Annotated in this window: 20 protein-coding genes and 1 tRNA gene; 12 read left to right on the forward strand and 9 right to left on the reverse strand. The window is 47.2% G+C overall.

The features are described from left to right. Nucleotides 1-13 precede the first annotated feature (13 nt). Nucleotides 14-1,108: a recombinase RecA gene (gene recA / locus ACFS25_RS01610; RefSeq protein ID WP_381496654.1), complete on the reverse strand. Its 1,095-nt coding sequence runs from the start codon at nucleotides 1,106-1,108 to the stop codon at nucleotides 14-16. A gap of 176 nt (nucleotides 1,109-1,284) precedes the next feature. Further along, entirely contained in the window at nucleotides 1,285-1,791 is a 507-nt protein-coding gene (locus ACFS25_RS01615; RefSeq protein ID WP_381496655.1) for a hypothetical protein, read from the reverse strand. 260 nt (nucleotides 1,792-2,051) lie between these two features. On the opposite strand from ACFS25_RS01615, the gene eno reads away from it, so the two are divergent. The 4 genes from eno to gpmI all read left to right on the forward strand — a co-directional run bounded on the left by eno (nucleotide 2,052) and on the right by gpmI (nucleotide 6,013). Further along, nucleotides 2,052-3,332 carry a phosphopyruvate hydratase gene (eno, locus tag ACFS25_RS01620; RefSeq protein ID WP_381496656.1) on the forward strand — a complete coding sequence of 427 codons (1,281 nt, stop codon included), beginning with the start codon at nucleotides 2,052-2,054 and terminating at the stop codon, nucleotides 3,330-3,332. A gap of 140 nt (nucleotides 3,333-3,472) precedes the next feature. Next, the gene (locus ACFS25_RS01625; RefSeq protein WP_381496657.1) at nucleotides 3,473-3,784 is read left to right on the forward strand and encodes a septum formation initiator family protein; all 312 of its coding nucleotides are present in this window, start codon (nucleotides 3,473-3,475) and stop codon (nucleotides 3,782-3,784) included. A 49-nt stretch (nucleotides 3,785-3,833) separates the two neighbouring features. Beyond that, nucleotides 3,834-4,367 carry a low molecular weight protein-tyrosine-phosphatase gene (locus ACFS25_RS01630; protein WP_381496658.1) on the forward strand — a complete coding sequence of 178 codons (534 nt, stop codon included), beginning with the start codon at nucleotides 3,834-3,836 and terminating at the stop codon, nucleotides 4,365-4,367. Nucleotides 4,368-4,435: 68 nt separating this feature from the next. Further along, on the forward strand, nucleotides 4,436-6,013 hold the full coding sequence (gene gpmI, locus ACFS25_RS01635; RefSeq protein WP_381496659.1) for a 2,3-bisphosphoglycerate-independent phosphoglycerate mutase: 1,578 nt from the start codon (nucleotides 4,436-4,438) through the stop codon (nucleotides 6,011-6,013). A gap of 75 nt (nucleotides 6,014-6,088) precedes the next feature. On the opposite strand, the gene odhB is transcribed toward gpmI, so the two are convergent. Both odhB and ACFS25_RS01645 read right to left on the reverse strand, forming a co-directional pair. Then, complete coding sequence (gene odhB, locus ACFS25_RS01640) at nucleotides 6,089-7,729, reverse strand: 2-oxoglutarate dehydrogenase complex dihydrolipoyllysine-residue succinyltransferase (RefSeq protein ID WP_381496660.1); 1,641 nt, start codon at nucleotides 7,727-7,729, stop codon at nucleotides 6,089-6,091. Between the two features lie 97 nt (nucleotides 7,730-7,826). Further along, nucleotides 7,827-10,628: a 2-oxoglutarate dehydrogenase E1 component gene (locus tag ACFS25_RS01645; RefSeq protein ID WP_381496661.1), complete on the reverse strand. Its 2,802-nt coding sequence runs from the start codon at nucleotides 10,626-10,628 to the stop codon at nucleotides 7,827-7,829. Between the two features lie 678 nt (nucleotides 10,629-11,306). On the opposite strand from ACFS25_RS01645, the gene ACFS25_RS01650 reads away from it, so the two are divergent. The 6 genes from ACFS25_RS01650 (at nucleotide 11,307) to ACFS25_RS01675 (ending at nucleotide 18,622) form a co-directional block, all read left to right on the forward strand. Continuing rightward, a complete protein-coding gene (locus tag ACFS25_RS01650) occupies nucleotides 11,307-14,486 on the forward strand; it encodes a cyclic nucleotide-binding domain-containing protein (RefSeq protein ID WP_381496662.1) in 3,180 nt (1,059 codons plus the stop codon). Further along, complete coding sequence (locus ACFS25_RS01655) at nucleotides 14,483-15,856, forward strand: ATP-binding protein (protein WP_381496663.1); 1,374 nt, start codon at nucleotides 14,483-14,485, stop codon at nucleotides 15,854-15,856. Before ACFS25_RS01650 ends, ACFS25_RS01655 begins: the two co-directional genes overlap by 4 nt. A gap of 61 nt (nucleotides 15,857-15,917) precedes the next feature. Beyond that, nucleotides 15,918-16,979 carry an alpha/beta hydrolase family protein gene (locus ACFS25_RS01660; protein WP_381496664.1) on the forward strand — a complete coding sequence of 354 codons (1,062 nt, stop codon included), beginning with the start codon at nucleotides 15,918-15,920 and terminating at the stop codon, nucleotides 16,977-16,979. A 71-nt stretch (nucleotides 16,980-17,050) separates the two neighbouring features. Beyond that, entirely contained in the window at nucleotides 17,051-17,431 is a 381-nt protein-coding gene (locus ACFS25_RS01665; RefSeq protein ID WP_381496665.1) for a response regulator, read from the forward strand. Next, a complete protein-coding gene (locus ACFS25_RS01670) occupies nucleotides 17,428-18,474 on the forward strand; it encodes an adenylate/guanylate cyclase domain-containing protein (RefSeq protein ID WP_381496666.1) in 1,047 nt (348 codons plus the stop codon). Before ACFS25_RS01665 ends, ACFS25_RS01670 begins: the two co-directional genes overlap by 4 nt. A 10-nt stretch (nucleotides 18,475-18,484) precedes the next feature. Continuing rightward, nucleotides 18,485-18,622, forward strand: coding sequence for an LbetaH domain-containing protein (locus tag ACFS25_RS01675; RefSeq protein ID WP_381496667.1), 138 nt, complete (start codon nucleotides 18,485-18,487; stop codon nucleotides 18,620-18,622). Nucleotides 18,623-18,663: 41 nt separating this feature from the next. On the opposite strand, the gene ACFS25_RS01680 is transcribed toward ACFS25_RS01675, so the two are convergent. The 3 genes from ACFS25_RS01680 to hemC form a co-directional block, all read right to left on the reverse strand. Beyond that, nucleotides 18,664-19,899, reverse strand: a complete 1,236-nt coding sequence (locus tag ACFS25_RS01680) for an FtsX-like permease family protein (protein ID WP_381496668.1) — start codon at nucleotides 19,897-19,899, stop codon at nucleotides 18,664-18,666. Nucleotides 19,900-19,979: 80 nt separating this feature from the next. Next, nucleotides 19,980-20,417: a GNAT family N-acetyltransferase gene (locus tag ACFS25_RS01685; RefSeq protein WP_381496669.1), complete on the reverse strand. Its 438-nt coding sequence runs from the start codon at nucleotides 20,415-20,417 to the stop codon at nucleotides 19,980-19,982. Beyond that, entirely contained in the window at nucleotides 20,414-21,343 is a 930-nt protein-coding gene (gene hemC / locus ACFS25_RS01690) for a hydroxymethylbilane synthase (protein ID WP_381496670.1), read from the reverse strand. The genes ACFS25_RS01685 and hemC overlap by 4 nt, the downstream gene beginning before the upstream one ends. Before the next feature lie 282 nt (nucleotides 21,344-21,625). Here hemC and ACFS25_RS01695 point away from each other — a divergent pair, with 282 nt between their 5' ends. Then, nucleotides 21,626-22,033, forward strand: a complete 408-nt coding sequence (locus tag ACFS25_RS01695) for an Hsp20/alpha crystallin family protein (RefSeq protein WP_381496671.1) — start codon at nucleotides 21,626-21,628, stop codon at nucleotides 22,031-22,033. Between the two features lie 164 nt (nucleotides 22,034-22,197). Here ACFS25_RS01695 and ACFS25_RS01700 read toward each other — a convergent pair. Both ACFS25_RS01700 and fabD read right to left on the reverse strand, forming a co-directional pair. Further along, nucleotides 22,198-22,268, reverse strand: a tRNA-Gln gene (locus tag ACFS25_RS01700). A 124-nt stretch (nucleotides 22,269-22,392) separates the two neighbouring features. Next, the gene (fabD, locus tag ACFS25_RS01705) at nucleotides 22,393-23,268 is read right to left on the reverse strand and encodes an ACP S-malonyltransferase (protein WP_381496672.1); all 876 of its coding nucleotides are present in this window, start codon (nucleotides 23,266-23,268) and stop codon (nucleotides 22,393-22,395) included. A 371-nt stretch (nucleotides 23,269-23,639) separates the two neighbouring features. Here fabD and ACFS25_RS01710 point away from each other — a divergent pair, with 371 nt between their 5' ends. After that, on the forward strand, nucleotides 23,640-24,335 hold the full coding sequence (locus ACFS25_RS01710) for a succinate dehydrogenase cytochrome b subunit (protein WP_381496673.1): 696 nt from the start codon (nucleotides 23,640-23,642) through the stop codon (nucleotides 24,333-24,335). Nucleotide 24,336 lies beyond the last annotated feature (1 nt).

Here is a 24,336-nt window from a genome sequence, read left to right on the forward strand (position 1 = left end):
GCAATACTAATAGTTAATCGTCAATTTCACCTTCATCATCGGCAGCCGTACCTTCAAGAACCGGATCAAGCAGGACGGTATCATCTTCAGAAATTTTCGCCCGAATCTTGCCTTCAATCTCCGCCATTAGCTCAGGATTATCCAAAAGTAATTCCTTAACAGCATCACGACCCTGCGCCAAACGGCTAGTGCCATAGGAGAACCAGGAACCGGCCTTCTTAACGATTTCCATCTCAACGGCTAAGTCGAGGATTTCGCCAACTTTGGAGATGCCTAAGCCGTACATAATATCGAACTCAACAACTTTAAAAGGAGCCGCCAACTTGTTTTTGACAACCTTCACCTTCGTGCGGTTACCTACTACATTATCGGTACCTTCTTTAATCTGACCAATGCGTCGGATATCCAGACGAACTGATGCATAAAATTTCAATGCGTTACCACCGGTTGTTGTTTCGGGGTTACCGAACATAACACCAATTTTTTCACGCAACTGGTTGATGAAGATACAGCAGCAACCTGTTTTGTTGATCGTACCAGTTAGCTTCCGCAACGCCTGTGACATTAAACGAGCCTGTAGACCCATTTTACTTTCTCCCATTTCGCCTTCTATCTCGGCTTTTGGCACAAGGGCAGCAACGGAGTCAATAACAATAATATCAATGGCACCTGAACTGATCAAATGCTCTGCAATTTCGAGCGCCTGTTCGCCGTTGTCGGGCTGCGAGATAAGTAAATTCTTAACGTCAATACCAAGCTTCTCGGCGTAACTACGGTCAAAGGCGTGTTCTGCATCAATGAAAGCAGCTAGACCACCTGCTTTTTGTGCTTCGGCAATAGCATGCAGTGTAAGTGTTGTCTTACCCGATGATTCAGGCCCGTAAATCTCCACAACGCGGCCACGTGGTAAGCCGCCAATACCAAGGGCTAAATCTAACCCTAGAGAACCCGTAGAAATAACTGGAATATCGACAACTTTGCTTTCGCTCAAACGCATTACAGTGCCTTTGCCAAATGCCTTATCCAGCTTCTCAATGGTAGTCTGGAGGGCTTTTAATTTATTTTCATGAGCAGATGCTGTGGCTTGTGCCGAATCTGATTTTGCCATGTTAGGACGGTTGTTTAAACAGATAAAATTACCCAAAAATGGGCAGACTACCAAACACTTTTTGAAAATAGATAAGACTCTGGAGGGCCTTAATTATAGGGAAATAGTGGTTGCAAAAAAGTCCATCAACTGCCTCGTTTTCAGAATAATTGATGGACTTTTAGCGACTAATTCACTTACAGTGTTGAGTCGGCGGTAGCGGGCTGCTGAGCGGGTGCCGGTTGCTGAATTTGGGGTTGTGTTTGCTGAGGCTGACCCGATTGCGGTTGCCCCTGTTGATAGCCCGGATAAGCTGACCCATCACCGTATGGGCGTGCAGGCGTCCCTACTACTTCTACAGAGGTGATGTAATACTTTGTTTCACCGTTCCAGGGAAATTTCAAGATTTTTTCTTCATAATGTAGCGTTACGCGCTGACCCGATTTAACGGCTTCGGTAATCTGATTTGATACGACATCGTCTTTTACCGAAAAATCAAAATACTGTGGCGTTAGCGAGCCTGTCTCGCCCGAAAACCCGCCCACGTTCAGTACGCCTTCGTACGTTTTGAAGAGAAAACCCCGTCGGCTAAACTTTGAAACGGTCCCGGCGCGTTCGCCATCACTATAACTCCAGCCAGTAAGCGCATAGAGAACACCGAAAATAACTAATAAAAACAACAGGAAATATAAGAGTCCGCGCATAGGTATGGTTGGTTTAGTGGCGATATATGAGCACACAAATAGACAACATTTTCTGACAACTTCTGTTTCAGGACAGTATAGACCATAAATTAATCGTTAAGTCACGCACCAATACGGTTCCTTTTCTAAAGTTCTGCCCTGTATTTCGTTACTTTACGGCTGGTTAGCTAACTAGCCTAATGGCTTGGTAGTCAAACCCGACAAACCGGTGCGCCGGAGCGATAAAATATTTCGTTGTTAACCCTTCTTATTTCTTTGCAATGAGTACCATCCAAAGCATTCATGCCCGGCAGATTCTGGATTCACGTGGCAATCCAACTGTCGAAGTGGACGTCCGCACCGAAAATGGTTATCTGGGGCGGGCCGCTGTGCCATCGGGCGCATCAACTGGCTCCCACGAAGCTGTCGAACTTCGCGATGATGATCCAAAGGTGTATGTAGGTAAAGGTGTTCTGAAAGCCGTTTCGAACGTAAACGAATTGATTTTTCCAGAACTGGTCGGCATTTCGGTCTTCGAACAGAGTATGATTGATAAAATCATGCTTGAACTGGACGGTACACCTAATAAGGGCCGTTTAGGCGCGAATGCTATTCTTGGGGTGTCTCTGGCCGCAGCCAAAGCTGCCGCTCAGGAAGCAGGAATGCCCCTCTATCGGTATATTGGTGGCGTTAATGCCAATACACTGCCCGTTCCGATGATGAACATTCTGAATGGTGGTTCTCACGCCGATAACTCCATCGATTTTCAGGAATTTATGGTTATGCCTGCCAACGCACCAAGTTTTTCGGAAGCGTTGCGGATGGGTACCGAAATTTTCCATACGCTCAAAGGCGTTCTGAAAAAGTTGGGTCTCGGTACTAACGTGGGTGATGAAGGCGGTTTTGCCCCTAACATCAAGTCGAATGAAGAAGCGATTCAAATAATTATCCAGGCCATCGAGAAAGCTGGTTACCGGCCAGGTGAAGATGTCTGGATTGCTATGGATGCTGCTTCATCGGAGTTTTATGATGCCGATGCTGGTGTTTACCACTTCAAAAAATCAACCGGCGACAAATTGACTTCGTCAGAAATGGCGGGTTTCTGGAAAGACTGGGTGAGCAAATACCCCATTATGTCGATTGAAGATGGTATGGCTGAAGACGATTGGGCGGGCTGGAAAACCCACACCGACGAACTGAAAGGCTCCAAAGTTCAACTCGTTGGTGACGATCTGTTTGTAACCAATGTAACTCGGCTTCAGGAAGGTATCGATAAAGGTATTGCTAACGCCATTCTGGTGAAAGTAAACCAGATTGGCTCCTTGACGGAAACGATTGATACCGTGAATCTGGCGAAGCGTAACGCCTACAAAAATATCATGTCGCACCGTTCGGGCGAGACCGAAGATTCGACCATTGCTGATCTTGCAGTGGCGCTTAATACGGGCCAGATCAAGACGGGTTCAGCTTCGCGGTCAGACCGGATGGCGAAATATAACCAACTGCTGCGTATTGAGGAAGAACTAGGCGAAACTGGTTATTTCCCAGGTTTGAATTTTTAAGCATTTCTGTTGTGTCGGGCCAGGTGGCCGATACTAGTTTCAACCCGGCACCTTTTGATTCATAAGGGTGTCGGGTTAAAAATGACACGGCAAATGGTCGTTTCGGCGGCCCAACAATCACTCGGCTCGATACTGCAACTATGTTTAATCGCATTCTCCGCTATGTTCGCAATTTCTATGTCGCTACTGGCTTAGGACTACTGGCGTGGATGACATTTTTTGATGCCAACGATTTGCCAACCCAGATTCGGAACTGGTGGAAACTGCGTGAACTGGATGGAGAAGCCAAGTTTTATCAGGCTAGAATTAAAGCTGTGCAGACAGAACGACAAGAGGTGCTCGGTAACGACCGCCTTCGGGAGAAGTTTGCCCGCGAAAAATACCTGATGAAGAAAGTAGGCGAAGATGTGTTTGTCATTGTAGATGAGCAGAATGAACCATTAGAAAAATAATGATGGATGGTGCACCTCGTAGGGCATTCATCATTGTGATTTATACCTTATGATTTCTGTTCTCTTCGTTTGTTACGGCAATATATGCCGGTCGCCGGTGGCGGAGGGTGTCTTCCGGATGCTCGTCACCGAAGCTGGATTAGGTGAACTAATTCAGGTTGATTCAGCTGGAACAGCGTCATTTCACCTCGGCCAACTACCTGACCGCCGAACCCGCCAAAACGCGTTGGAACACGGGCTAACACTCTCACATCGCGCCCGACGCTTAATCGGCGAAGATTTAGCTCAGTTCACCTATTTCGTAGCTATGGACGAGACCAATCTCGAAGCCATCGAAAAACTGAATTACCGAAGCACAGGGCTGTATTCTACCGATACAATCTTTTTACTTCGTGAATTTGATCCAGATGTAAGCGATCAGCCTAACGTGCCGGATCCCTATTACGAAGGGCCGGAGGTTTTTGAAGAGGTTTACCAAATTACCCTCCGTTGTTGCCGCCAATTGCTCACCTATTTTATTCAACAGCATAACCTTAATGAGCGACCGAGCGAAAAGCCGGGTCATGGCGTGACGAAAAAATAATTTGGTTGTCGCCATTCCTTTGCGTCGTTTCAACGGTTCGACTTTACTCTTTTTTATTCTTTAGAACTATGGAAAAAAAAGTTCTTCTCCTTATTCTCGACGGTTGGGGTATTCCCCTTAAGCCCGAAGTATCGGCTATTGAAGCGGCTCACACACCGTTTATGAACTCGTTGTATGCCAAGTATTCCAATAGCACACTAGAAGCCTCGGGACTGGCTGTTGGGCTCCCTACGGGTCAGATGGGAAACTCAGAAGTGGGCCACATGAATCTTGGTGCAGGCCGGGTTGTTTATCAGGATCTAGTGAAGGTCAACAAAGCCGTTGAAGAACATACGCTTGATAACGAGCCTGTTTTAGTAGATGCGCTGACCTATGCCAAAACGAATGGCAAAAAGGTGCATTTTATGGGTTTAGTGTCTGATGGGGGCGTTCATGCCCACATCGAGCATATCAAAGGATTGTTATCTATTGCCCACGCGCACAACTTGACTGACGTATTCGTTCACGCCTTCACGGATGGACGTGACACCGACCCTAAAGGCGGAATTGGTTATCTGACCGATTTACAGTCCCATATGGCGGTGACAACTGGGCAGATCGCTACCGTTATTGGTCGTTATTACGCCATGGATCGTGATAACCGCTGGGAGAGGGTCAAAATAGCCTATGACGCGATGGTAAAGGGCGAAGGGGAGAAACTGGCCGCTACCGACGTGACACAGGCATTACAGGAATCGTACGATGCCGGTGTTACGGATGAATTTATAAAGCCACTTATCATAACGAAAGCTGATGGCTTGCCGATCGCTGTTATCGAAGAAGGCGATGTTGTATTGTGTTTCAACTTCCGCACAGATCGGGGTCGCGAAATCACACAGGCGCTAACGCAGAAAGATTTCCCCGAGCAGGGCATGACGAAACTGTCGTTGGACTATATTACGATGACCAACTACGACAGCGAATTTGTGGGCGTAAAGGTTATTTACGACAAAGACAACCTGCAAAATACGTTAGGTGAAGTCATTGCGGCAGCGGGGCGGAAGCAGATTCGAATTGCTGAAACAGAAAAGTATCCCCACGTTACATTTTTCTTTTCGGGTGGCCGTGAAGAGCCTTTTGTGGGCGAAAAACGTCTTTTGTGTCCTTCACCGAAAGAAATGGTGATTCAGGATGATAAGGGGATGTCGATTACCGTGCCCGTAAAAACATACGATCAGATACCCGAAATGGCAGCATACGCCATTCGTGACGCCATAATACCGGAGTTAGAGAGCGAAGAACCAGACTTTATTTGCCTCAACTTCGCTAACACCGACATGGTGGGCCACACGGGTGTATTTTCAGCCGTTATAAAAGCTGCCGAGACTGCCGATGCTTGTGCAAAAGCCGTTACGGAAACTGCACTGGAACATGGTTATACAACCATTATTATTGCTGATCACGGCAACGCAGAATACATGACTAATGATGATGGGACGCCCAATACCGCTCATACAATCAACTTAGTGCCATGTATTATGGTCGATAAAGACTATCATCCAACGCTTAATAATGGCAAACTGGCTGATATTGCTCCCACGATTTTACAACTTATGGGCATTCCGCAACCACCCCAAATGGGCGGTATGAGTTTAATTATGGCGTAGATTAACTAGTTAACTAAGCAAAAAAGCTGCTCTGAGTTCCTCAGAGCAGCTTTTTTATGAATGAACCGTTAACGATTACATGTCAAATATAATCCGGGAAGGGTCTTCCAAAATTTGTTTCACACGAACCAGAAAACTAACGGATTCTTTACCATCAATAATCCGGTGATCGTATGACAAGGCCAAGTACATAATTGGTCGAACGACAATCTCGCCATTAACAACCACTGCCCGCTCAACGATGTTGTGCATGCCCAGAATCGCCGACTGTGGTGCATTAATAATTGGTGTTGAAAGCATTGACCCGAATGTACCGCCATTGGTAATGGTGAATGTACCACCGGTCATTTGCTCAATAGTCAGTTTGTTGTCGCGAGCTAGACCAGCCAGCCGAACGATTTCTTTTTCAACGCCGGCAAAGCTCAGTTTATCAGCGTCCCGAATGACCGGAACAACCAAACCCCGTTCTGTCGAAACGGCAATCGAAATATCGCAGAAATCATTGAAGATCATTTGATCGCCATCAATTTGCGCGTTAACGGCTGGAAAATCTTTGAGAGCAATACAAACCGCTTTCGTGAAGAACGACATAAAGCCAAGCCCCACCCCGTTTTTTTCCTTAAACTTGTCTTTGTACTTATTCCGAAGGTCCATAACGGCCTTCATATCCACCTCGTTAAAGGTGGTCAGCATAGCCGTCTCGTTCTTGACCGCTACCAACCGGCGGGCAATTGTCCGTCGAAGTGAGGTCATTTTCTCCCGACGTTGACCTCGTTCTCCGCTTGGTGCGGGTGCTGCAGCTGGCGTTGGAGCGGCTGGTTTTGGTGCTGTGGATGGTGCCGAAACGCCGGACGGCTGTGGAGCCGCTGGTGCCGGAGCAGACGATGTTTTTACCGCATCTTCTTTCGTTACACGACCACCAACACCCGTACCTTGAACCTGTTGTGCATTAACACCTTTTTCGTCCAGAATCTTGGCCGCTGCGGGTGATGGATAATGAGCAGCATAGCCATTCCCATTCTGACCATTAGAGGCAACTTCAGAAGCCGGTGCGCTCGTAGCCTGTTGCGGAGCGGGGGTATTTGCCGGAGTGACTGCGGCACCTGCACCTACTTCAATTTTGGCAATCAACGCACCGATAGGCAACGTTTCGCCAGCCTGTGCTACAATACGTAGCGTTCCGGCAGCTTCGGCCGGGAGTTCGAATGTAGCTTTGTCTGACTCAAGTTCACACAAAACTTCATCAAGGGCGACTTGATCACCATCTTTCTTACTCCAGGAGGCAATCGTTACTTCTGTAACGGATTCGCCTACGGCCGGAACTTTCATCTCAACAACGCTCGTAGCCGAGTTTGCAACAGGAGCCTGAACAGGCTCAGCCACGTCTTGTAAAGCGGGCGTAGCTTGTGGTGTAGGTGCAACTTGTACCGGCGTTTCTACCTTAGCTGGTTCGGCTGCCGGGGCAGCGCTTGGGGCGCTACCGCCGTTGTCAATTGTACCGATACTGGCACCAATAGGCAATACATCGCCTTCCTGAGCTAGAATATGCAGAATACCATCGGCTTCGGCCGTTAATTCGAACGTAGCCTTGTCGGAGTCAAGCCCGCAAAGAACATCGTCCATTTTTACGTGATCACCTTCTTTCTTATACCAGGTGCCAACGGTTACTTCGGTAATGGATTCCCCCACAGGAGGGATTTTCATGTCAACGGCCATATATCGAGTTGTAAGTGAGCAAGTTGTAAGCTAATAAGTCTACGTACTGATTGAATAATCTACGTACACATTAATCACTTACAACTTACAACTGAATTTATTCAAACGCTCTCCGAACGATGTCGGCTTGTTCCTGAGTATGTATTTTGGCGTAGCCTGTTGCTGGCGAAGCCGCAGCTTTACGAGCAATAATCGGCAGATTCATGCCAATGCGCAACAGATAAGTCCACGATCCCATATTTTCGGGCTCTTCCTGTACCCACAAAACCTTGGCGTTTTTGTAGGCTCCCAAGATAGCATCCAATTGCTTTTTGGGGAAAGGAGCGATTTGCTCCAGCCGCACAATAGCTACGTCGTCACGCTGATCAGTCTGTTGCTTTTCGAGTAGATCATAGTAGATTTTACCCGTACAAAGTAATACCCGTTTCACTTTCTTCGCTTGTGCGTAGCTATCACCCAGTACTTCCTGGAAAGAACCTTTAGTAAGTTCTTCCAGTGGTGAGACACACTTCGGATGCCGCAGTAACGACTTTGGCGACATCACAATGAGTGGCTTGCGGAATGGCCATATCAACTGCCGACGCATCAGGTGAAAGAAATTGGCGGGTGATGTGATATTCGCAACAATCATATTGTACTCAGCGTAGAGTTGCAAATAGCGTTCAGGGCGGGCATTGGAATGTTCTGGTCCCTGACCCTCATAGCCGTGTGGAAGCAATAACGTTACGCCGTTCTGAATACCCCATTTCGATTCCGCAGCCGCAATGAACTGGTCGATAATTAACTGAGCACCATTGGAAAAGTCGCCAAACTGCGCTTCCCAAATAACCAGCGCGTGCGGATTTGCCATTGCATAGCCATACTCAAAGCCTAATACGCCATACTCAGACAGCAACGAGTTGTAAACCTGAAACTTCTGCTGTCCTTCCTTAATAAAGTCGAGCGAGGAATATGCCTGGTTCGTTTCGGAATCGTGAAGAACGGAATGACGGTGCGAGAATGTTCCACGCTGCACATCCTGACCACTCAACCGAACGGGTTTACCTTCTACCAGCAGCGAACCATAAGCCAGCAATTCGGCCGTACCCCAGTTCACCATTTTAGTGTCGGTAAGCATGGCCTGCCGGTCTTTCAGGAGCTTATCAATTTGTTTCAGCGGTTTGAAACCTTCAGGAATTTTTACCAAAGCTTTGCCCACAGCATCCAGTACTTCGGATGAGATACCCGTTTCGGGAGACTGATCAAAGTCCTTCGGTTCGCTGAAGCGGAGTTCGGCCCAATCGAGATCCAGACGAAGCGGTTTATATGGAATCTCCGCTTTTTGCTTGACGCGGTCGAGTCGGTCCTGCAATTGCTTTTTGAATTCCGTATCCATACGCGTCGCCAGTTCGGCATCTACATCGCCCCGCTTAATGAGCAGGTCTTTATAAATTTCGCGCGGATTTTGATGCTTTTCGATGATGTTATACATCGTCGGCTGCGTAAACTTCGGCTCATCGGCTTCGTTGTGACCGTAGCGACGATAGCAGACCATGTCGATAAACACATCACGATTGAATTTCTCCCTAAATTCTACCGCCAATTTAGAACAGAAAATTACCGCTTCGGGGTCGTCGCCGTTAACGTGGAAGATAGGCGCGTCGATAATTTTAGCGACGTCTGAACAGTAAATAGACGAGCGGGCATCCTCAAAATCGGTGGTAAAGCCAATTTGGTTATTTATAACAAAATGGACTGTGCCGCCGGTTTTATAACCCGCCAGTTTAGCCATTTGTGTTACTTCATAGACAATACCCTGTCCTGCAACGGCGGCATCACCGTGAATCAGGATAGGCATGATTTTAGTGAAATCGCCATTATACTCCTCGTCGGCCTGCGCTCGTACAAAACCTTCGACAACCGGGTTAACCGCTTCTAGGTGAGAAGGGTTAGGGGCAAGTTTAACGCTGATTTGCTTGCCTGACTTGGTTTCGATCAAGCTCGAATAGCCAAGGTGATATTTAACATCACCATCGCCATGTACCTGTTCTGGTACGTTTCCTTCAAAGCCGTCGAAGATAGACTCATACGACTTGCCCAGAATGTTGGCCAGTATATTCAGTCGTCCCCGGTGAGCCATACCAATCATCACCTCTTCAACGCCCATGTCGGCCGCCTGGTTGATGATTGTATCCAAAGCCGGAATGGTCACTTCGCCCCCTTCGAGGGAAAAACGTTTTTGGCCCAGATACTTGGTTGCCAGAAAGTTTTCGAAAACAGTTGCTTCGTTCAGCTTTTCGAGAATACGCTTCTTCTCATCCAGTGAAGGCATGAAAACAAGGGCTTCTTTTTCAATCTTGTTACGCAACCAGTTCTTAACATCCAGTTCGCGGATGTACATGTACTCGAACCCGATTTCGCCCGCGTAAATCTTGCGGAGCGACTCCATAATAACGCGGAGTGTGGCCGGTCCGATACCAAGCAACTTACCTGATTCGAAAACCGTGTCTAAATCAGCTTCCGACAAGGCATAGTCGGGTAAATCGACTCGTGGCTGCCGATCTTTACGTTCTTTAAGTGGGTTTGTCTTTGCCAGCAAGTGACCACGTGAGCGGTAGGCCTTAATCAAACTAGCAACCGAGACTTCCTTTTCTGCGTGGGAAGTATCTATAACTGGCTTGGCTGTAGCTTGTCCGTTACCGGATGAACCATTTGATGTGGCACCGTTGGTTTTGCCTGGTGTACCTTGGCCCGGTGTTCCGGTTCCATTGGCTTTTTCACCATAGGTGAGTGAAAACTCGAACCCTTTAAAAAATTGCTGCCAGCTTTCGTCAACCGTCTGTGGGTCTTTTTTATAAGACTGATAGAGTTGATCTACGTAAGCCGCGTCGGAATTGGCGATATATGAGTACTGATCCATGACGAGGGCGCGTCGTTGTTATGACCCGCAAAGGTAGCGTTTCGGTCAAATACTTGACTGCAAAATCTTCTGTTTTTATTCTACCGATTGTGGATAACAACCTGTTTATGTGCACAACAACCAAAAAACTGTTTTCGTTGACGCAAACGGAAGCCAAATTTGACGCCTGATCGCTTTTCCAAGTAAGCATTCATTGGTTAATGTTGCCGGTCGAAATGTTGATTCAAACAGGAAGCCATCCCGGTTTGGAGATGGCTTCCTGTTTGAATCAACGTCTACTTTTTTTGCCAGAACGTAGTGGGTAAGTGGTTCGATTTGTGTTTCCATTCAGATAATCAGTTACGTTCAGGCCCAAAAGCCATAAAAGAGTCGGCTACTAGGATTAAGTCATAATTAAGTAAAGACTAAAAAGAGATTAGCGTATCCATTATACACTAGTTACAACTATACTTTTTGACCCATGTACAAGGGATTACTACCCTTGCTGCGTCTGACCTGATAATTACCTCTCCGGGCTATAGGCGGGTGATTTAGGTGCTGAAATTAGTAGATGACAGGCACTTGTTGCGATTTTTAGCCCGTGACAAGTCTAGTTGGGTACTTATTAACCATTGGTCTATCGTCTTGTCATGTGCCGATGCTTATATTTGACCTTAAATCGCGTCGTGAATCCTGCTTATGATTGTTGGTGCAGACTCTACTTCTCAATCTACTTCTTCTCAACGATGGCACCGTGCATTAGGCATCCGGCCGGAGGAAAGCCGAACCGTGTGGTTATTCTTTATCCATAATTTTCTACTGGGCATTGGCACTATTCTTATTTATGTGTCGGCCAATGCCATCCTGCTGGAAAATAACCCCGAAACTAGCCTACCCATTGCCTACATACTGTCGGCAGTAGCTATGATTGGCGTAGGTAGAGTATATGCCTATTTTGAGCATCATCTGGTGTTACGCAGTCTGGCAGTGCGCGTGCTGATAGCCGCCGTTGTCATGACGGTAGTGGTTGGTGTTCTGGTTATCATTGGTCATTCGGTCCTAGCTGCGGTGAGTATAATGACAGGCTATCGGGTTATTTATCTGCTTACAAATCTTGAGTTTTGGGGCGTTTCGGCGGTCGTGTTCGATACCCGGCAAAGCAAAAGGCTGTTTGGTGTTATCAGCTCGGGCGATATGCCTGCTAAAGCCATAGGCGCTATTCTTGCCGCGTTGGTTCATGCCCATGCCGATGTGTTACGAATACTGCTGGTAGCTTTTGGGGCGTTTTTGGCGGCACTTTATGTCCTTCAGTTAACCATCCAGTCGCATGATGTACAGGCACCACAAGGATCAGACCGGGCTCCTCGTCGGGAACCATCGCGACTAATTGGCAAGCGCTTTGGCGGCAGTGAGTTGATCTTTTACATGTGCTTGAGTTTAGCCGTTCTGGCGGCCGTTGCCACCGAAATAGAATACAACTTTTTCATTAATGTAAAACACCGTTTCCACGACCAAACCGATGTTATCCGGTACGTAAGCTATGTACTGGCTCTAACCTATGGGGTGGCTATGCTGGCTAAACTACTATTGTCGCGGCAAGTACTTGACCGATTTGGTGTAGAACGTTCATTGCTGATGCTACCCTGGGTCGCTTTAATTGGTTTGGCCGGCCTGACTGTTCTGCGCTATTTTGTTGCGAATGAAACCGCACTGCTTATTTATTTTTGTGGTCTTTACCTAATTTTTGAAGTTATACGACGGGCCCTATTTGACCCTGTATTTCTGGTTCTGTTTCAACCTTTGCTACCTGCACAACGTCTTAAGGGGCATACACTGGCAAAGGGTTTATATGAACCAATTGGCTTGGGAGTGGCCGGTCTGCTGATTTTTGTGCTTCACACAACGCTCAATGCTGGCGGAGCACTTGTCTGGATATCGCTCTTGATTGGGGCTGTATGGTTGTTGCGCCAAACCTACAAGCGGTATCTGTATGAACTCAATGATGCCATTGGCCGTCGATTTCTGGAGCGTGACCAGCTGGCTATGCCAACCGTAGCCCAGACTAGCCTTGTCCGCCAACTACAAAGCAACAGACCCGACGATGTGCTGACGGCTATTAGCTGGCTCGATTCCCACGATTCGACGGAACTGGCCCGGCAAATACCAGCACTGCTCATCCATACCAATGCAAAAATTCGATGGCGGGCGCTAAGTGCTATTGCCCGCATGAATCAGACTGTACCAGTTCGTCAACTAACTCATATTGCCTTAGCAGATGATGAGCCGTCGTTACGACAGCAGGCTGCTTATTTGTTGGGCCGAAGAATTAATGCTGAACCGGCTGAATTGGCCCCACTTCTAAATCACACAGACCTGAATATTCGGCAGGGAGCCATAAAAGGCATTCTGGAATTAAATCCGCGTAATGTCGCTGCACAAACGGCTTTAACTCAGTTAGCTAAAGACACTGATCCTGTGCACCAGCAAATAGCCTTGAGTTTGATTGAAACGCTGCATCTGAATAATTTTGCACCCTTAGTAAACGAGCAACTGACAAGCCCGTATACCAATGTAAAAAGAGCCGCGATTTCAGCCGCTGGTCACTTGGTCAATGCTGACCTGACACATTATTTACTTCAAAATCTTACTCATAAAACAATTGGTCGGGCCGTAACGCAGGCACTCAAAGCGCGAGGTGCCGAGACGATTCCGGCGCTGAGTCAGGTACAACGGTCAACAAAAGACAGATTGGTTCTGGAGCGCATTGCGGCCATTTGCGGAGCTATCCATACCCCTGGCAGCCACCAACTCCTGAACCGACTTGCTCAGCAGGACGATTTGACGGTGCGTGGTGCCGCCTTGCGAGCCTTGCGTCGTTTCCCAAATGAGCCTGCCGACGACACCCTGTTTCGCACCATTATGCACGAAGAAGTCCTTCTGGCACAACGACTCTTGCATGGAAGCTTAACGGACGATGACCTGACCAGTACGCTTGACTATGAACTGTCGGTACTAGTACAACGGCTGTTTGATGTGTTAATGCAGCTTTACGATTCCGAAACTATTGCCGGAGCACGGCTGGGTGTCGGGCATCCAGCCCGCGAACGCCGGGCCAATGCCCTTGAAATGCTCGATAATCTGATTCCAAGAACTACTTATCAAACGCTACAGGTATTAGTTGACGATCTGCCCCGGTCCGAAAAGAATCGTATTCTCGATGTTGAACTGGGACCGTTGGATGATACTGAACCCATCCGAACGTTTATTTTGCGAAAAGGCGAGTCTATCTTTTCGGCCTGGACGGTGCATGTTGTCTTACTGAGCCTGCCGATAGCTGATGCGTTGGCTGCCAAACAAGCCTTACAATCTCGCTTTGCCTCCTTATCTCCTTTGCTTATGCCTCACGATGCCCATTCGACCGACCAGATTTCAGCCTACGACCGGGTATTATTGCTAGCCCAGACCAGCTTGTTTTCTCAAACGCCTGAAAATGTGCTGGCTAGTATTACGCCCATAATGAAAGAGGAGGAACACGGCGCGGGTGATGCCATATTCCACAAGGGTGACCTGGGTACGGGCATGTACGTTATCTATACGGGTGAGGTGGCTATTATTGATAGCGATACTGAACTGGCCCGCTTCGGTCGGGGAGACTTCTTCGGTGAATTGGCTCTGCTGGATACCGAAACCCGGTCAGCAACGGCCGAAGCGATCACCGATGTGCGGCTATTGAGAATCGATCAGGACGATTTCTACGACTTGATGGAAGAACGGGGCGAAGTACTTCGTAGTATTGTTAGGAGTTTGTCGGGGCGCATTCGTCGGCAAAATGAGATCATCGCCCGCCAGTCGAATCCTGTTAACGAACAAATTGTATGAGCGTTGAAGATCCAGAGGCTTATATAGCAATTACAGTCGCTTTTTTTGTAGTCCGGTACATTCGTAATCTTTTAGATACCGATACACTACTGCCAAATTGGGATACGTACCTCAAACGAGTATGGCTAATTGGTCTTGGCCTGATAGGCATTGGTGAACTATTATCAGCGCCAATAGCACTAGGCTGGTTCTGGCTGATTATTTTCCTGATGATTGTCTATACTATCTGGCAGCGGTATGAATTTAAACCGGCCCGAACCTTACTGCTGGCAATAGGCCCATATGCACTGATTTTTTTTCTCAATGAGCTGATAAAAGGCCTGTTACCTAGATTTACGAAATCTAGCAACGCTTTCTTTGATGTGGCTAATGGGTTCGCAGGTATATGGCTAGTTACGTTTGCTGTAATTGCAGCGCGCCAAAAGAAGGCGGCAGAAAAAGAACAACTGGAACGTGAAAAGGAGGCTGAACAACGGCGCATTATTGAAAATAAAAAGAACGAACTGGAATACTTAGTTGCTGAACGAACGGCTGAGATTACCCGGCAAAAAGAAGAATTGGAACAAGCCCTTGTCGAGCTGAAAGCGACGCAGGGCCAACTCATTCAAAGTGAAAAAATGGCATCGCTGGGAGAACTGACGGCGGGTATTGCCCACGAAATCCAGAATCCACTCAACTTTGTCAACAATTTTTCTGAAGTCAGCATCGAATTGCTCGACGAGTTAGCCACGGAACAAAATAAAACAGACCGCGATCTTGGTCTGGAAACTGAACTGCTAACAGACCTGAAGCAGAATCTCCAAAAAATAAGTCATCACGGTGGGCGGGCTTCATCCATTGTTAAAGGCATGCTTCAGCACTCGCGCGCTAGTAACGGTCAACGGGAACCTACTGACCTTAACGCCCTTTGCGATGAATATTTACGGCTAGCGTATCACGGCCTTCGGGCAAAGGACAAAACTTTCAATGCCTATTTTAGTACTGATCTCGACACCTCGCTGGGACAGGTCAGCATGATTCCGCAGGACATGGGGCGGGTACTGCTTAATCTCTTTACGAATGCCTTCTATGCCGTTCAGCAACGGCAGAAGGAAGCTGGAACATTGGAGTATAAACCAACGGTAACGGTCAGTACGAGATGCGCCGATGGTCAGGCTGAAGTCACTGTCAGCGACAATGGTACGGGTATTCCAAAAGCGGTACAACAAAAGATTTTTCAGCCTTTTTTTACGACAAAACCTACTGGTGAAGGCACCGGATTAGGATTGTCAATGGCCTACGATATTGTTACCAAAGGGCACAACGGCACCTTAGAAATGGAGAGTAAAGAAGGCGAGGGCACAACGTTTATCATCACGCTCCCCGCCTAAAATTATGACTACTAATATTACCTGAATTGAACTAAGCATTTACCTAATCATTCATCAACCTATGCGTAATCTGTACCTCTTTTTCCTTATCATCCTCATTCATTTTACTGCCTACGGGCAAATTACACCCCCGGTCCAGACAACTGCCCCATCATCACCCGTGGATATTAATGAACGTGTTCGAATGCTTGAAGAAAATCTCCGGTTTGCCAACCAGGGATTAGCAAAAACGGTCGATGACCTGCTCTGGTATCAGAAGCTGGGCGACATAGCCATCATCGATAAAGTTCGTTATGGTAGCAAACCACCTCATGTTATCAAGAATCCGACGGGGCAGGGGGCCAGTAACCCTGTTGTCATTCCGGCCTACACGTTTGTGGCGAAAAAGTTTGCATCAGCCAAAAAACTACCGCTTCTGGTTTTTGTGCATGACGGCATCCACGGTGATTTTAGCACGCTCTATGCCCATGTCGTTCGTGAATTGCTGGATCAGGGTTATTTGATTATCGCACCCGAATATCGGGGTAGCGCCGGTTATGGCGGTGAATTTTATAAGCAGATTGACTACGGCGATTTTGAAAATGATGATGTGCTGGCCGGGAAGCGTTGGGCCGTTGAAAATATGCCGCAGGTCGATGCAGACCGTGTAGGTGTCATCGGCTGGAGTCATGGCGGTATGATTTCGCTGATGAACATTTTCGATCACCCCGAAGACTATAAGGTCGCTTATGCCGGTGTACCCGTCACCGATATTATTGCCCGACTAGGCTATAAACCACAGAGTTACCGCACAATATTTTCGGAAGCTACGCATATTGGCAAAGATCCGTCCGACAATGTAGCGGAGTACCGTCGTCGGTCGCCTGTCTGGAACGCCCAGAAACTTAAAACGCCACTACTGATTCACACAAATACGAACGACGAAGATGTAAACGTACTAGAAGTAGAATCGCTAATCAATGCCCTGAAAGCGCACGACAAAAAATTTGAGTACAAAATTTATCAGGATGCACCGGGTGGGCATAGTTTTAATCGACTTGATACCAAACTAGCCCGTGATTCGCGTGATGAGATCTACCGGTTTCTGGCTCGGTATCTATCACCGCCTAATGCGCAGAAATGAAAATGAACCGTCTCTGATCTGTAAGGGCCTACCGTAAAGTTCTTATATTTGACTCATACCTCCCTCTGATCATGATGAAAATTTTAGTCGTTGATGATGAAATTGACGTAAAAGATCTATTTCTCCAACGGTTTCGTCGCGAAATTCGTAACGCAGAATTTCAACTGGACTTCGCCAATTCCGGCGAAGAGGCTCTTACGTACCTTGCTGGTCATAGCTCAGAAGTTGTGTTGATTTTATCTGATATTAACATGCCGGGTATGAGCGGCTTTGAGTTGCTTCGACATATTCGGGAAGATTTTAAATCACCTCCGCCCCCCGTCGTTATGATGATTACGGCTTATGGCGACCCTGAATCGCAGCAACAGGCCGTTAACTTGGGAGCTAATGATTTCCTGACAAAACCACTCGACTTTGCGGTTCTCAAACAAAAACTTCAGGATTTAGCATGAAGGCCAAAATATTGGTGGTTGACGATGAGACCGATCTTGAACTACTTATCAAGCAGAAATTTCGGCGGCAGATTCGGGAGAAACAGTACGAATTTGTTTTTGCGCACGATGGCGTAGAAGCCCTTGAAACCCTGGCCCTACAGTCGGACGTTGATATGGTTCTGACCGACATTAACATGCCGGGTATGGATGGGCTGACGTTGTTGATCAAACTGCACGAGAGCAACCCAATGCTCAAATCTGTGATTGTGTCGGCTTACGGCGACATGGATAATATTCGCACGGCCATGAACCGGGGTGCCTTTGACTTCATCACGAAGCCCGTCAATTTCGAGGATTTGGAGTTGACAATGCAGAAAACGATGCAGTATGTCGTTCAGCTCCGGCAAACCCTGCAAGCCATAAAAGAAAACAATATTCTGCGGATGTACGTGGATGAATCGGTGCTGACGTTTATGAACCGGCCCGAATTTGAGGCCGCTTTATCGGCTAGTGAAACCATTGTAGCCACTGTTCTATTTATTGACATTTGCGGTTTTACCGCCATCGCTGAACGCGAATCAGCGGATACCGTCGTGCGGTTGGTTAACCGGTATTTCGATGTGATGGTTAAGGAAATTATTGCTCAGGGTGGCTATGTGGATAAGTTTATGGGCGATGCGGTGATGGCAGTTTTTCGGGGGGAGTACCATTTTGATCGCGCCATTGAAACTTCGTTGGCCGTTCGAACGCAGATAGCTACGCTGGAAGACAACCTGCCAAATCGTCCTAACTATCACCCGCAGGTATCTATTGGCATTAATACCGGCGAAATGGTGTCGGGCAATATCGGTTCGGCTACCCTCCGGCGACTGGATTATACCGTAATTGGCGATGCGGTCAATATGGCTCAGCGGTTACAAGCGGTCGCTCAACCCGGCCAAATAGTCATTGTCGAATCGGCACAACAAAAAATAGCTGAGTCCTTTACCTGTGAACGTATTGGTGAGGTAACCCTGAAAAATAAAGCCGCCCCCGTAGTGATTTATAATGTAGTGGGGTAGTTGAGGAACGTTGGCAGCAAATGTTAGCGGCCTAAGTATTGGCGAAAACAAGACGATTAGCGTGGGTAGTATCGTTACGCGAAGCATCCCGGCAAATGTGCTGGCTGCCGGTAATCCGTACCGGGTTATTCGAGAAATTGCCAGTTGAGTTAGTGACAAGCATTAGTATTTCGACTACACAAATCGGCTCTACTCTTCGGCCAGCGTTCGCGAGATATTCATGCGATAAACGCCCAGAGCGGGGAGGGCAGCGGCTAATAAACCAATAATAATGGCAACCCCCAGGAGTACCCATTCTTCGGGTAGTATACCAAACGCAGCTAGATTGTAGTGGTATTCTGAGGAGACACTGCTTGAAAATAGCCATAATCCAACGCGGCTAAAAATAACTCCCAATACAAAACCGATCAGTGCCAAAACTAATCCTTCAAGGAGTAACATGCCGAAAAGCTGGGCGCGTGTGGCTCCCATAGACAGCATCAGCGCCATTTCGTAGCGTCTCTCCTTCAATGAGTTGTAAAGAGAGACGAACACGCTGATACCGGAAATAAGCATAATTACGATGGCTAGTCCTCGTAACGTTTCGACGCCCACGCCGAGTAGTGAAAACAACCGATTGATTTCAATATTAGGTAAGGCTGCCTGAAGTTTTGAGTTACTATTGATACCCCGTGCCAGCATCATACCCATCGGATTCCGAAACTTGATGAGCATACTCGTAATCTCACGCGGGGCCTCCTCATGGTGGTCTTCCTCTTCATGGGTTGCGCCGGTTTCGTGCGCTTCGCCTACTTCGTGGTGTTCGTCGTGATGTTCATGAATGGACCAAATGCTCGATAAAGGCGTCAGAATGAGCTGGTCAGCGACGGTATTTGTCGGGTTAAGAACCCCTACAACTTTGTATTTTGAATTGGCATGAACCTCACCATCCTTGTCTAAACCGTGTGATCCGGCAAATGTATCACCAATTTTCAACCCTGTTACAGCAACGACACGAGGGCCAACGACAACCTCTAAAGGTTGCTGAAATAGTTTTCCTTGTACTATAGTAGCGCCAAAATGGTCGAGGTATTTTTTGTTCGTGCCAACGATGCGAAACGACTGGTAATTATCGCCCATTGATAACGGAATGGCCGTTTTAATCATCGGATTTCGCGTTAGCCGTTCTGCTTCATCGAGCGGAATATTTCCTACGGGCGAATCAATCTGATAAATACTGGATAAAATTAGTTGAAGCGGACTGCCTTTGGCGCCCAGCACCATGTCGATTCCCTTAATGTTTTTACGAAACTGATCATCCAATTGCTTGTTGAGCAGGAGCAGTAACGAAATAATCGTGATGCCGAATGTCATTAACAACCCACTCAGAAAACTGCTTAGGGGTTTGTCTTTTAGATTACTCCAACTAATTCGAAAAAGATTCATAGTCTCAGCTCAATACTGATCTTTTTTCAGAAGATGCACCCGCAAATTACTGAATTACAACCTTATGGTTAGCAACGCTATTACAAATCCAGTTTGAAATGATGACTGGTAATATTAAATCCTTTGTTCAAATAAAGCCGGTGAGCATCGTATCGTGCCGGATTCTGGCCTGAGTCGAGCGATACACATTGGCAGCCAGACTGGCGAGCCTGTTCAACAACAAAGTCGAGCAATTCGCTGGCGTACCCTTTTCCCCGCCCAGCAGGCAGCGTTGAGAGGTCGTCAATATAAATCGTTTTGCCGCTGTATAGAAAATTCAAGGTACGGTAACCTATCACGGCTGGCGCTGGTTCCGACGGATTTTCGGCAGCAACAAAGGCGAGAACAAATCCTTCATTGGCTTGCTGAAAGCGAATTTGTTCAAGAGCCTGTTCGGGCGTCAGGTGTGGCCGTAAAGCCAGCATAGCGGGCAAACACCGACGAATATCGGCATCAGATTGGGCAATGGTAGGCATCATATCTGTTCGCGGATTTGTAGAAGTAATTCATCGCCCCCGCGTGCCAGAATCGCTTCCGCCAGAGAATGACCTAACAACGGGGCTTCCTCTGATGCGCCGACAAAGGTCTCACGCAATAACTGGTTACCGTCCAGACTCACAAGTCCACCAGTCAGACTAATGGTTTTCTCATCGGTCCATTGAGCTAGTGCAAAAGACGGGATGCTACAACCCCCTTCAAGACGAGCTAGAAATGCCCGTTCAGCCCGCAGGCAGGCAGCGGTTGGTTCGTGATTGACAAGTCGTATAATAGTCTTGCTAACGTGGGTATCCAACGAAGGTATCGAGGCTTCAATGGCAATACTTCCCTGTCCAACGGCGGGGGTAAATTCAGCAACGGGTAATCGTTCTACAATCAGATCATCATACCCCATACGGTGAACACCTGCATAAGCCAGCAATAGGGCGTCGCATTGACCTTCGTCAAGTTTGCGAAGCCGGGTTTGCAGATTGCCGCGCATATCAACGGTGGTTATATGCGGGCAATAGTGTCTGAGCATAGCCACTCGCCGGGTAGACGACGTACCTATCCGAAACGCTTCTCCTCCACCCAGGGATAGGGATTTATTACGGCTAACGAGGACATCGCTGGCGGGTTCGCGCTCTGTAAACGCAATAAGGTGTAGATCGGAAGGTAAGCTCGATGGTAGATCTTTTGCACTATGAACCGCAATATCAATGGTTCCTGCCCGCAGCTGATCTTCCAGTTCCTGAGTAAAAACGCCTTTGCTGCCAATCTTCGCCAGTGACCGGTCGAGTACCAGATCACCTTTGGTTTCAATAAGCACTAACTCCGATGTCAGACCTTCCTTCTGAAGTAATGTTTGTATGTATTCCGCCTGCCACACTGCTAGGCGGCTGCTACGTGTTCCAATTCTGATATGCATGGTTCAACAAAGGTACGGCATGAAAACCAGCTTTCAGTACCTCTGTTGCATTGTGGTCATGTGTAGAAAGAGAACCACATTCAGACCAGAAATCGCAACACTATTGTTTACACGTGGATATACTGTAGAAAAGGCAAAGTGTGTTCATACAGTGTCAAAACGGCATTGTATGACAAAATTGGATGTTATTCGGCTGACAATCTGGCCGCGAAAGTAAGGATTAATGTATTAGGCACGAGGTTTGTCTATTACCTACTACTTGAACAGTAAATAACATCCACTATGAAAGCTATAGAAAATGTGTTTCAGGGAACTGGCGGTCAGGTCGACTTGCTAAATACGCTCTACGGTGGTTCTAGTCAGACAACCATGAACGTTGAGAAAGACGACGAACGCTTAATAATAACCCTGTCTGCTCCCGGCGTAAGTGCCAATTCGTTTAATGTGCTGGTTGAGGGCAATAAACTCGTTCTCTATACCTTGTTGGTCAGTACATCCAAGCAATCTCAGGAAGACGGGCTTAACCAGCGCTTGGCTGTACCCATGTTTCTGCGGGTTCTGGACATCCCATCGTTTGTTGATGCCGATAGTATTGAAGCTATTCACGAACGTGGTCAGGTAGTGGTTACGCTACCCTTTAAAGACAAGGAACACGTAAATCGTCGAATCGACATCAAAAATCTTTTTTAAGTCTATCCACTGCATTTCCTTCCGGGACTTATATGTTGGTCCTGTAGCCTATAGATGAATTAAAAGCCGCTTTCACGAAAGCGGCTTTTCTGTATTGATTGATTCAATAAAATACACATACATAGAAAAAGCCGCCTGATTAAAATCAAGCGGCTTTTTCTATGTAGCCCGAGAAGGATTCGAACCTCCACAAACAGAACCAAAATCTGTCGTACTACCCTTATACTATCGGGCCTTTTTTGTAATTGCGAGTGCAAAGGTAACTGATGACCGGCGTCAAAAACAAGTGCTGTCTTAAAAAAAGTGACTTTTTTGCACTAATAAAGGTTTCTCAGTTGATTCTCAGCAACCTATAAAGCTTATATTCCCATAACCGGAGTAAGTGGACTGATTTTCTTAATTAATCCTTGAAGCACTTTGCCTGGCCCGCATTCGTAAAATTCGGTAGCGCCGTCAGCTACCATCCGCTCAATGGATTGTGTCCAGCGAACGGGCGACGTTAACTGAGCAATTAGATTGGTTTTAATCTGTTGTGGATCCGTCGTGGCTTGAGCACTGATATTCTGATAGACGGGGCAACGGGGTGTACTGAACGGCATGTTTTGGACCGCTTCGGCAAATTCGGTCTGTGCTAGCTCCATAAATGGAGAATGGAAGGCACCACTTACAGGCAGTGGCACAACCCGTTTCGCACCGGCTGCTTTTAGCCGCTCGCCAGCCAGCTGAATACCCGCTACACTGCCCGAAATAACCACTTGGCCGGGGCAGTTATAATTGGCTGGAACGACAATCTCCTCCGTAATTTCCGAACATATTTGCTCAATTACGTCATCGGTCAGGCCCAGCACAGCGGCCATCGTCGACTGAACCAGTTCGCAGGCACGCTGCATAGCCGTTGCGCGAACTGATGCTAATCGTAGGCCATCCTCGAATGAGAGTACACCAGCCGCTGTTAAAGCAGACAACTCGCCAAGAGAGTGACCGGCCACCATAGTTGGCTCGAATGACTCGGTAGTTAATGCCAGGATAACGCCATGCAGAAAAACGGCTGGCTGTGTATAAATCGTTTGTTTAAGGTCTTCGTCGGTACCGTCGAACATAATGCTAGTTAAGCTATAACCTAACACCTGATTGGCTTGCTCGAATAACTGACGGGCGGCTTCGGATTGTTGGTAGAGATCTTGACCCATGCCCCTGAACTGTGAACCCTGACCGGGAAATACGTATGCCTTCATAACAAGAAATGGAGCTGACAAATGGTGCAAAATAGGGGGATAATTATGGTTGTTCAAAAGGAAAATCCTAATCTGGGCAATAACTCCCTCTCTGTCACTAATCTATCGTTCACAGAAGTCGTCTACAAACGCGGAGGGTTTATCTTTTGATAGCCACTTATTTAAAACCTAAACCAGACGAACAATTGACTCTAACATTCTGTTGCTAAAATAGACATTCGCTCAATTTATATCGACTGTAAATAAGTTATAAAACGGCGGATAAAGACGTTTAGCCTTGTTTGCATCGGGTTTGTGATTTAGCTTTGATGCGCCGTTTAAAGCGGCTTTTTTTTACTAGTTTACCACTAAAATTTCGTGTCGTTCACCGTATGGCTTGGGTAACACAAACTCTGTCCAGCTCCCTCGGCCGCAAGGTCATCATGTCGCTGACGGGACTGTTTTTAAGTTCTTTTCTGATTATTCACATGGCTGGTAATCTCCAGCTGTTTAAGGGTGATGGCGGACGGGCATTCAATGAGTACACGTACTTCATGACCCACAATCCGGTTATCATTACTGTCTCGTACCTGCTCTATACGTCTATCCTGGTCCATGCGCTGATGGCTTTCATCCTGACGCGCCACAACCAGGCGTCAAGGCCGGTTAAGTATGCCTATAGCAAGCCGGAAGCAAACAGTGACTGGTCGTCTCGTAATATGGGCATTCTGGGCACTATTTTGCTGCTGTTTATCATCATTCATATGCGTACGTTCTGGTACGAAATGCACTTTGGTTCGGTCCCAATGGCCGAGTATGATGGCAAGCAGTACAAAGACTTGTACTCCGTTGTGAAGGTTGCCTTTGCTGAATGGTGGTATGTATTATTGTACGTTATCTGTATGGTAGCTATTGGGTATCACCTTGCCCATGGCTTTCAGAGCGGCTTTCAAACGCTTGGTATCCGCCACAAGAAATACACGCCAGTCATTGAGATTGTGGGCAAATACTTTTTTGCAATCATCATTCCAGCTGCTTTTGCTGCTATGCCGATTTATGTGTTTTTACAGGTTCACCATATAATTTAAT

Origin of the sequence: Spirosoma flavum, from assembly GCF_042686045.1 — a bacterium.
In the GTDB taxonomy this organism is placed as follows: Bacteria; Bacteroidota; Bacteroidia; order Cytophagales; family Spirosomataceae; genus Spirosoma; species Spirosoma flavum.

Bases quoted from the DNA above. Each gene is read 5' to 3' on its own strand.
- ACFS25_RS01615 (WP_381496655.1), bottom strand. From the start codon at position 1,791: ATGCGCGGACTCTTATATTTCCTGTTGTTTTTATTAGTTATTTTCGGT.
- ACFS25_RS01655 (WP_381496663.1), top strand. From the start codon at position 14,483: ATGAGCGTTGAAGATCCAGAGGCTTATATAGCAATTACAGTCGCTTTT.
- recA (WP_381496654.1), bottom strand. From the start codon at position 1,108: ATGGCAAAATCAGATTCGGCACAAGCCACAGCATCTGCTCATGAAAAT.
- ACFS25_RS01685 (WP_381496669.1), bottom strand. From the start codon at position 20,417: ATGATGCCTACCATTGCCCAATCTGATGCCGATATTCGTCGGTGTTTG.
- ACFS25_RS01660 (WP_381496664.1), top strand. From the start codon at position 15,918: ATGCGTAATCTGTACCTCTTTTTCCTTATCATCCTCATTCATTTTACT.
- gpmI (WP_381496659.1), top strand. From the start codon at position 4,436: ATGGAAAAAAAAGTTCTTCTCCTTATTCTCGACGGTTGGGGTATTCCC.
- hemC (WP_381496670.1), bottom strand. From the start codon at position 21,343: ATGCATATCAGAATTGGAACACGTAGCAGCCGCCTAGCAGTGTGGCAG.
- ACFS25_RS01630 (WP_381496658.1), top strand. From the start codon at position 3,834: ATGATTTCTGTTCTCTTCGTTTGTTACGGCAATATATGCCGGTCGCCG.
- ACFS25_RS01680 (WP_381496668.1), bottom strand. From the start codon at position 19,899: ATGAATCTTTTTCGAATTAGTTGGAGTAATCTAAAAGACAAACCCCTA.
- ACFS25_RS01645 (WP_381496661.1), bottom strand. From the start codon at position 10,628: ATGGATCAGTACTCATATATCGCCAATTCCGACGCGGCTTACGTAGAT.
- ACFS25_RS01665 (WP_381496665.1), top strand. From the start codon at position 17,051: ATGATGAAAATTTTAGTCGTTGATGATGAAATTGACGTAAAAGATCTA.
- ACFS25_RS01650 (WP_381496662.1), top strand. From the start codon at position 11,307: ATGATTGTTGGTGCAGACTCTACTTCTCAATCTACTTCTTCTCAACGA.
- fabD (WP_381496672.1), bottom strand. From the start codon at position 23,268: ATGAAGGCATACGTATTTCCCGGTCAGGGTTCACAGTTCAGGGGCATG.
- ACFS25_RS01710 (WP_381496673.1), top strand. From the start codon at position 23,640: ATGGCTTGGGTAACACAAACTCTGTCCAGCTCCCTCGGCCGCAAGGTC.
- ACFS25_RS01670 (WP_381496666.1), top strand. From the start codon at position 17,428: ATGAAGGCCAAAATATTGGTGGTTGACGATGAGACCGATCTTGAACTA.
- ACFS25_RS01695 (WP_381496671.1), top strand. From the start codon at position 21,626: ATGAAAGCTATAGAAAATGTGTTTCAGGGAACTGGCGGTCAGGTCGAC.
- eno (WP_381496656.1), top strand. From the start codon at position 2,052: ATGAGTACCATCCAAAGCATTCATGCCCGGCAGATTCTGGATTCACGT.
- ACFS25_RS01625 (WP_381496657.1), top strand. From the start codon at position 3,473: ATGTTTAATCGCATTCTCCGCTATGTTCGCAATTTCTATGTCGCTACT.
- odhB (WP_381496660.1), bottom strand. From the start codon at position 7,729: ATGGCCGTTGACATGAAAATCCCTCCTGTGGGGGAATCCATTACCGAA.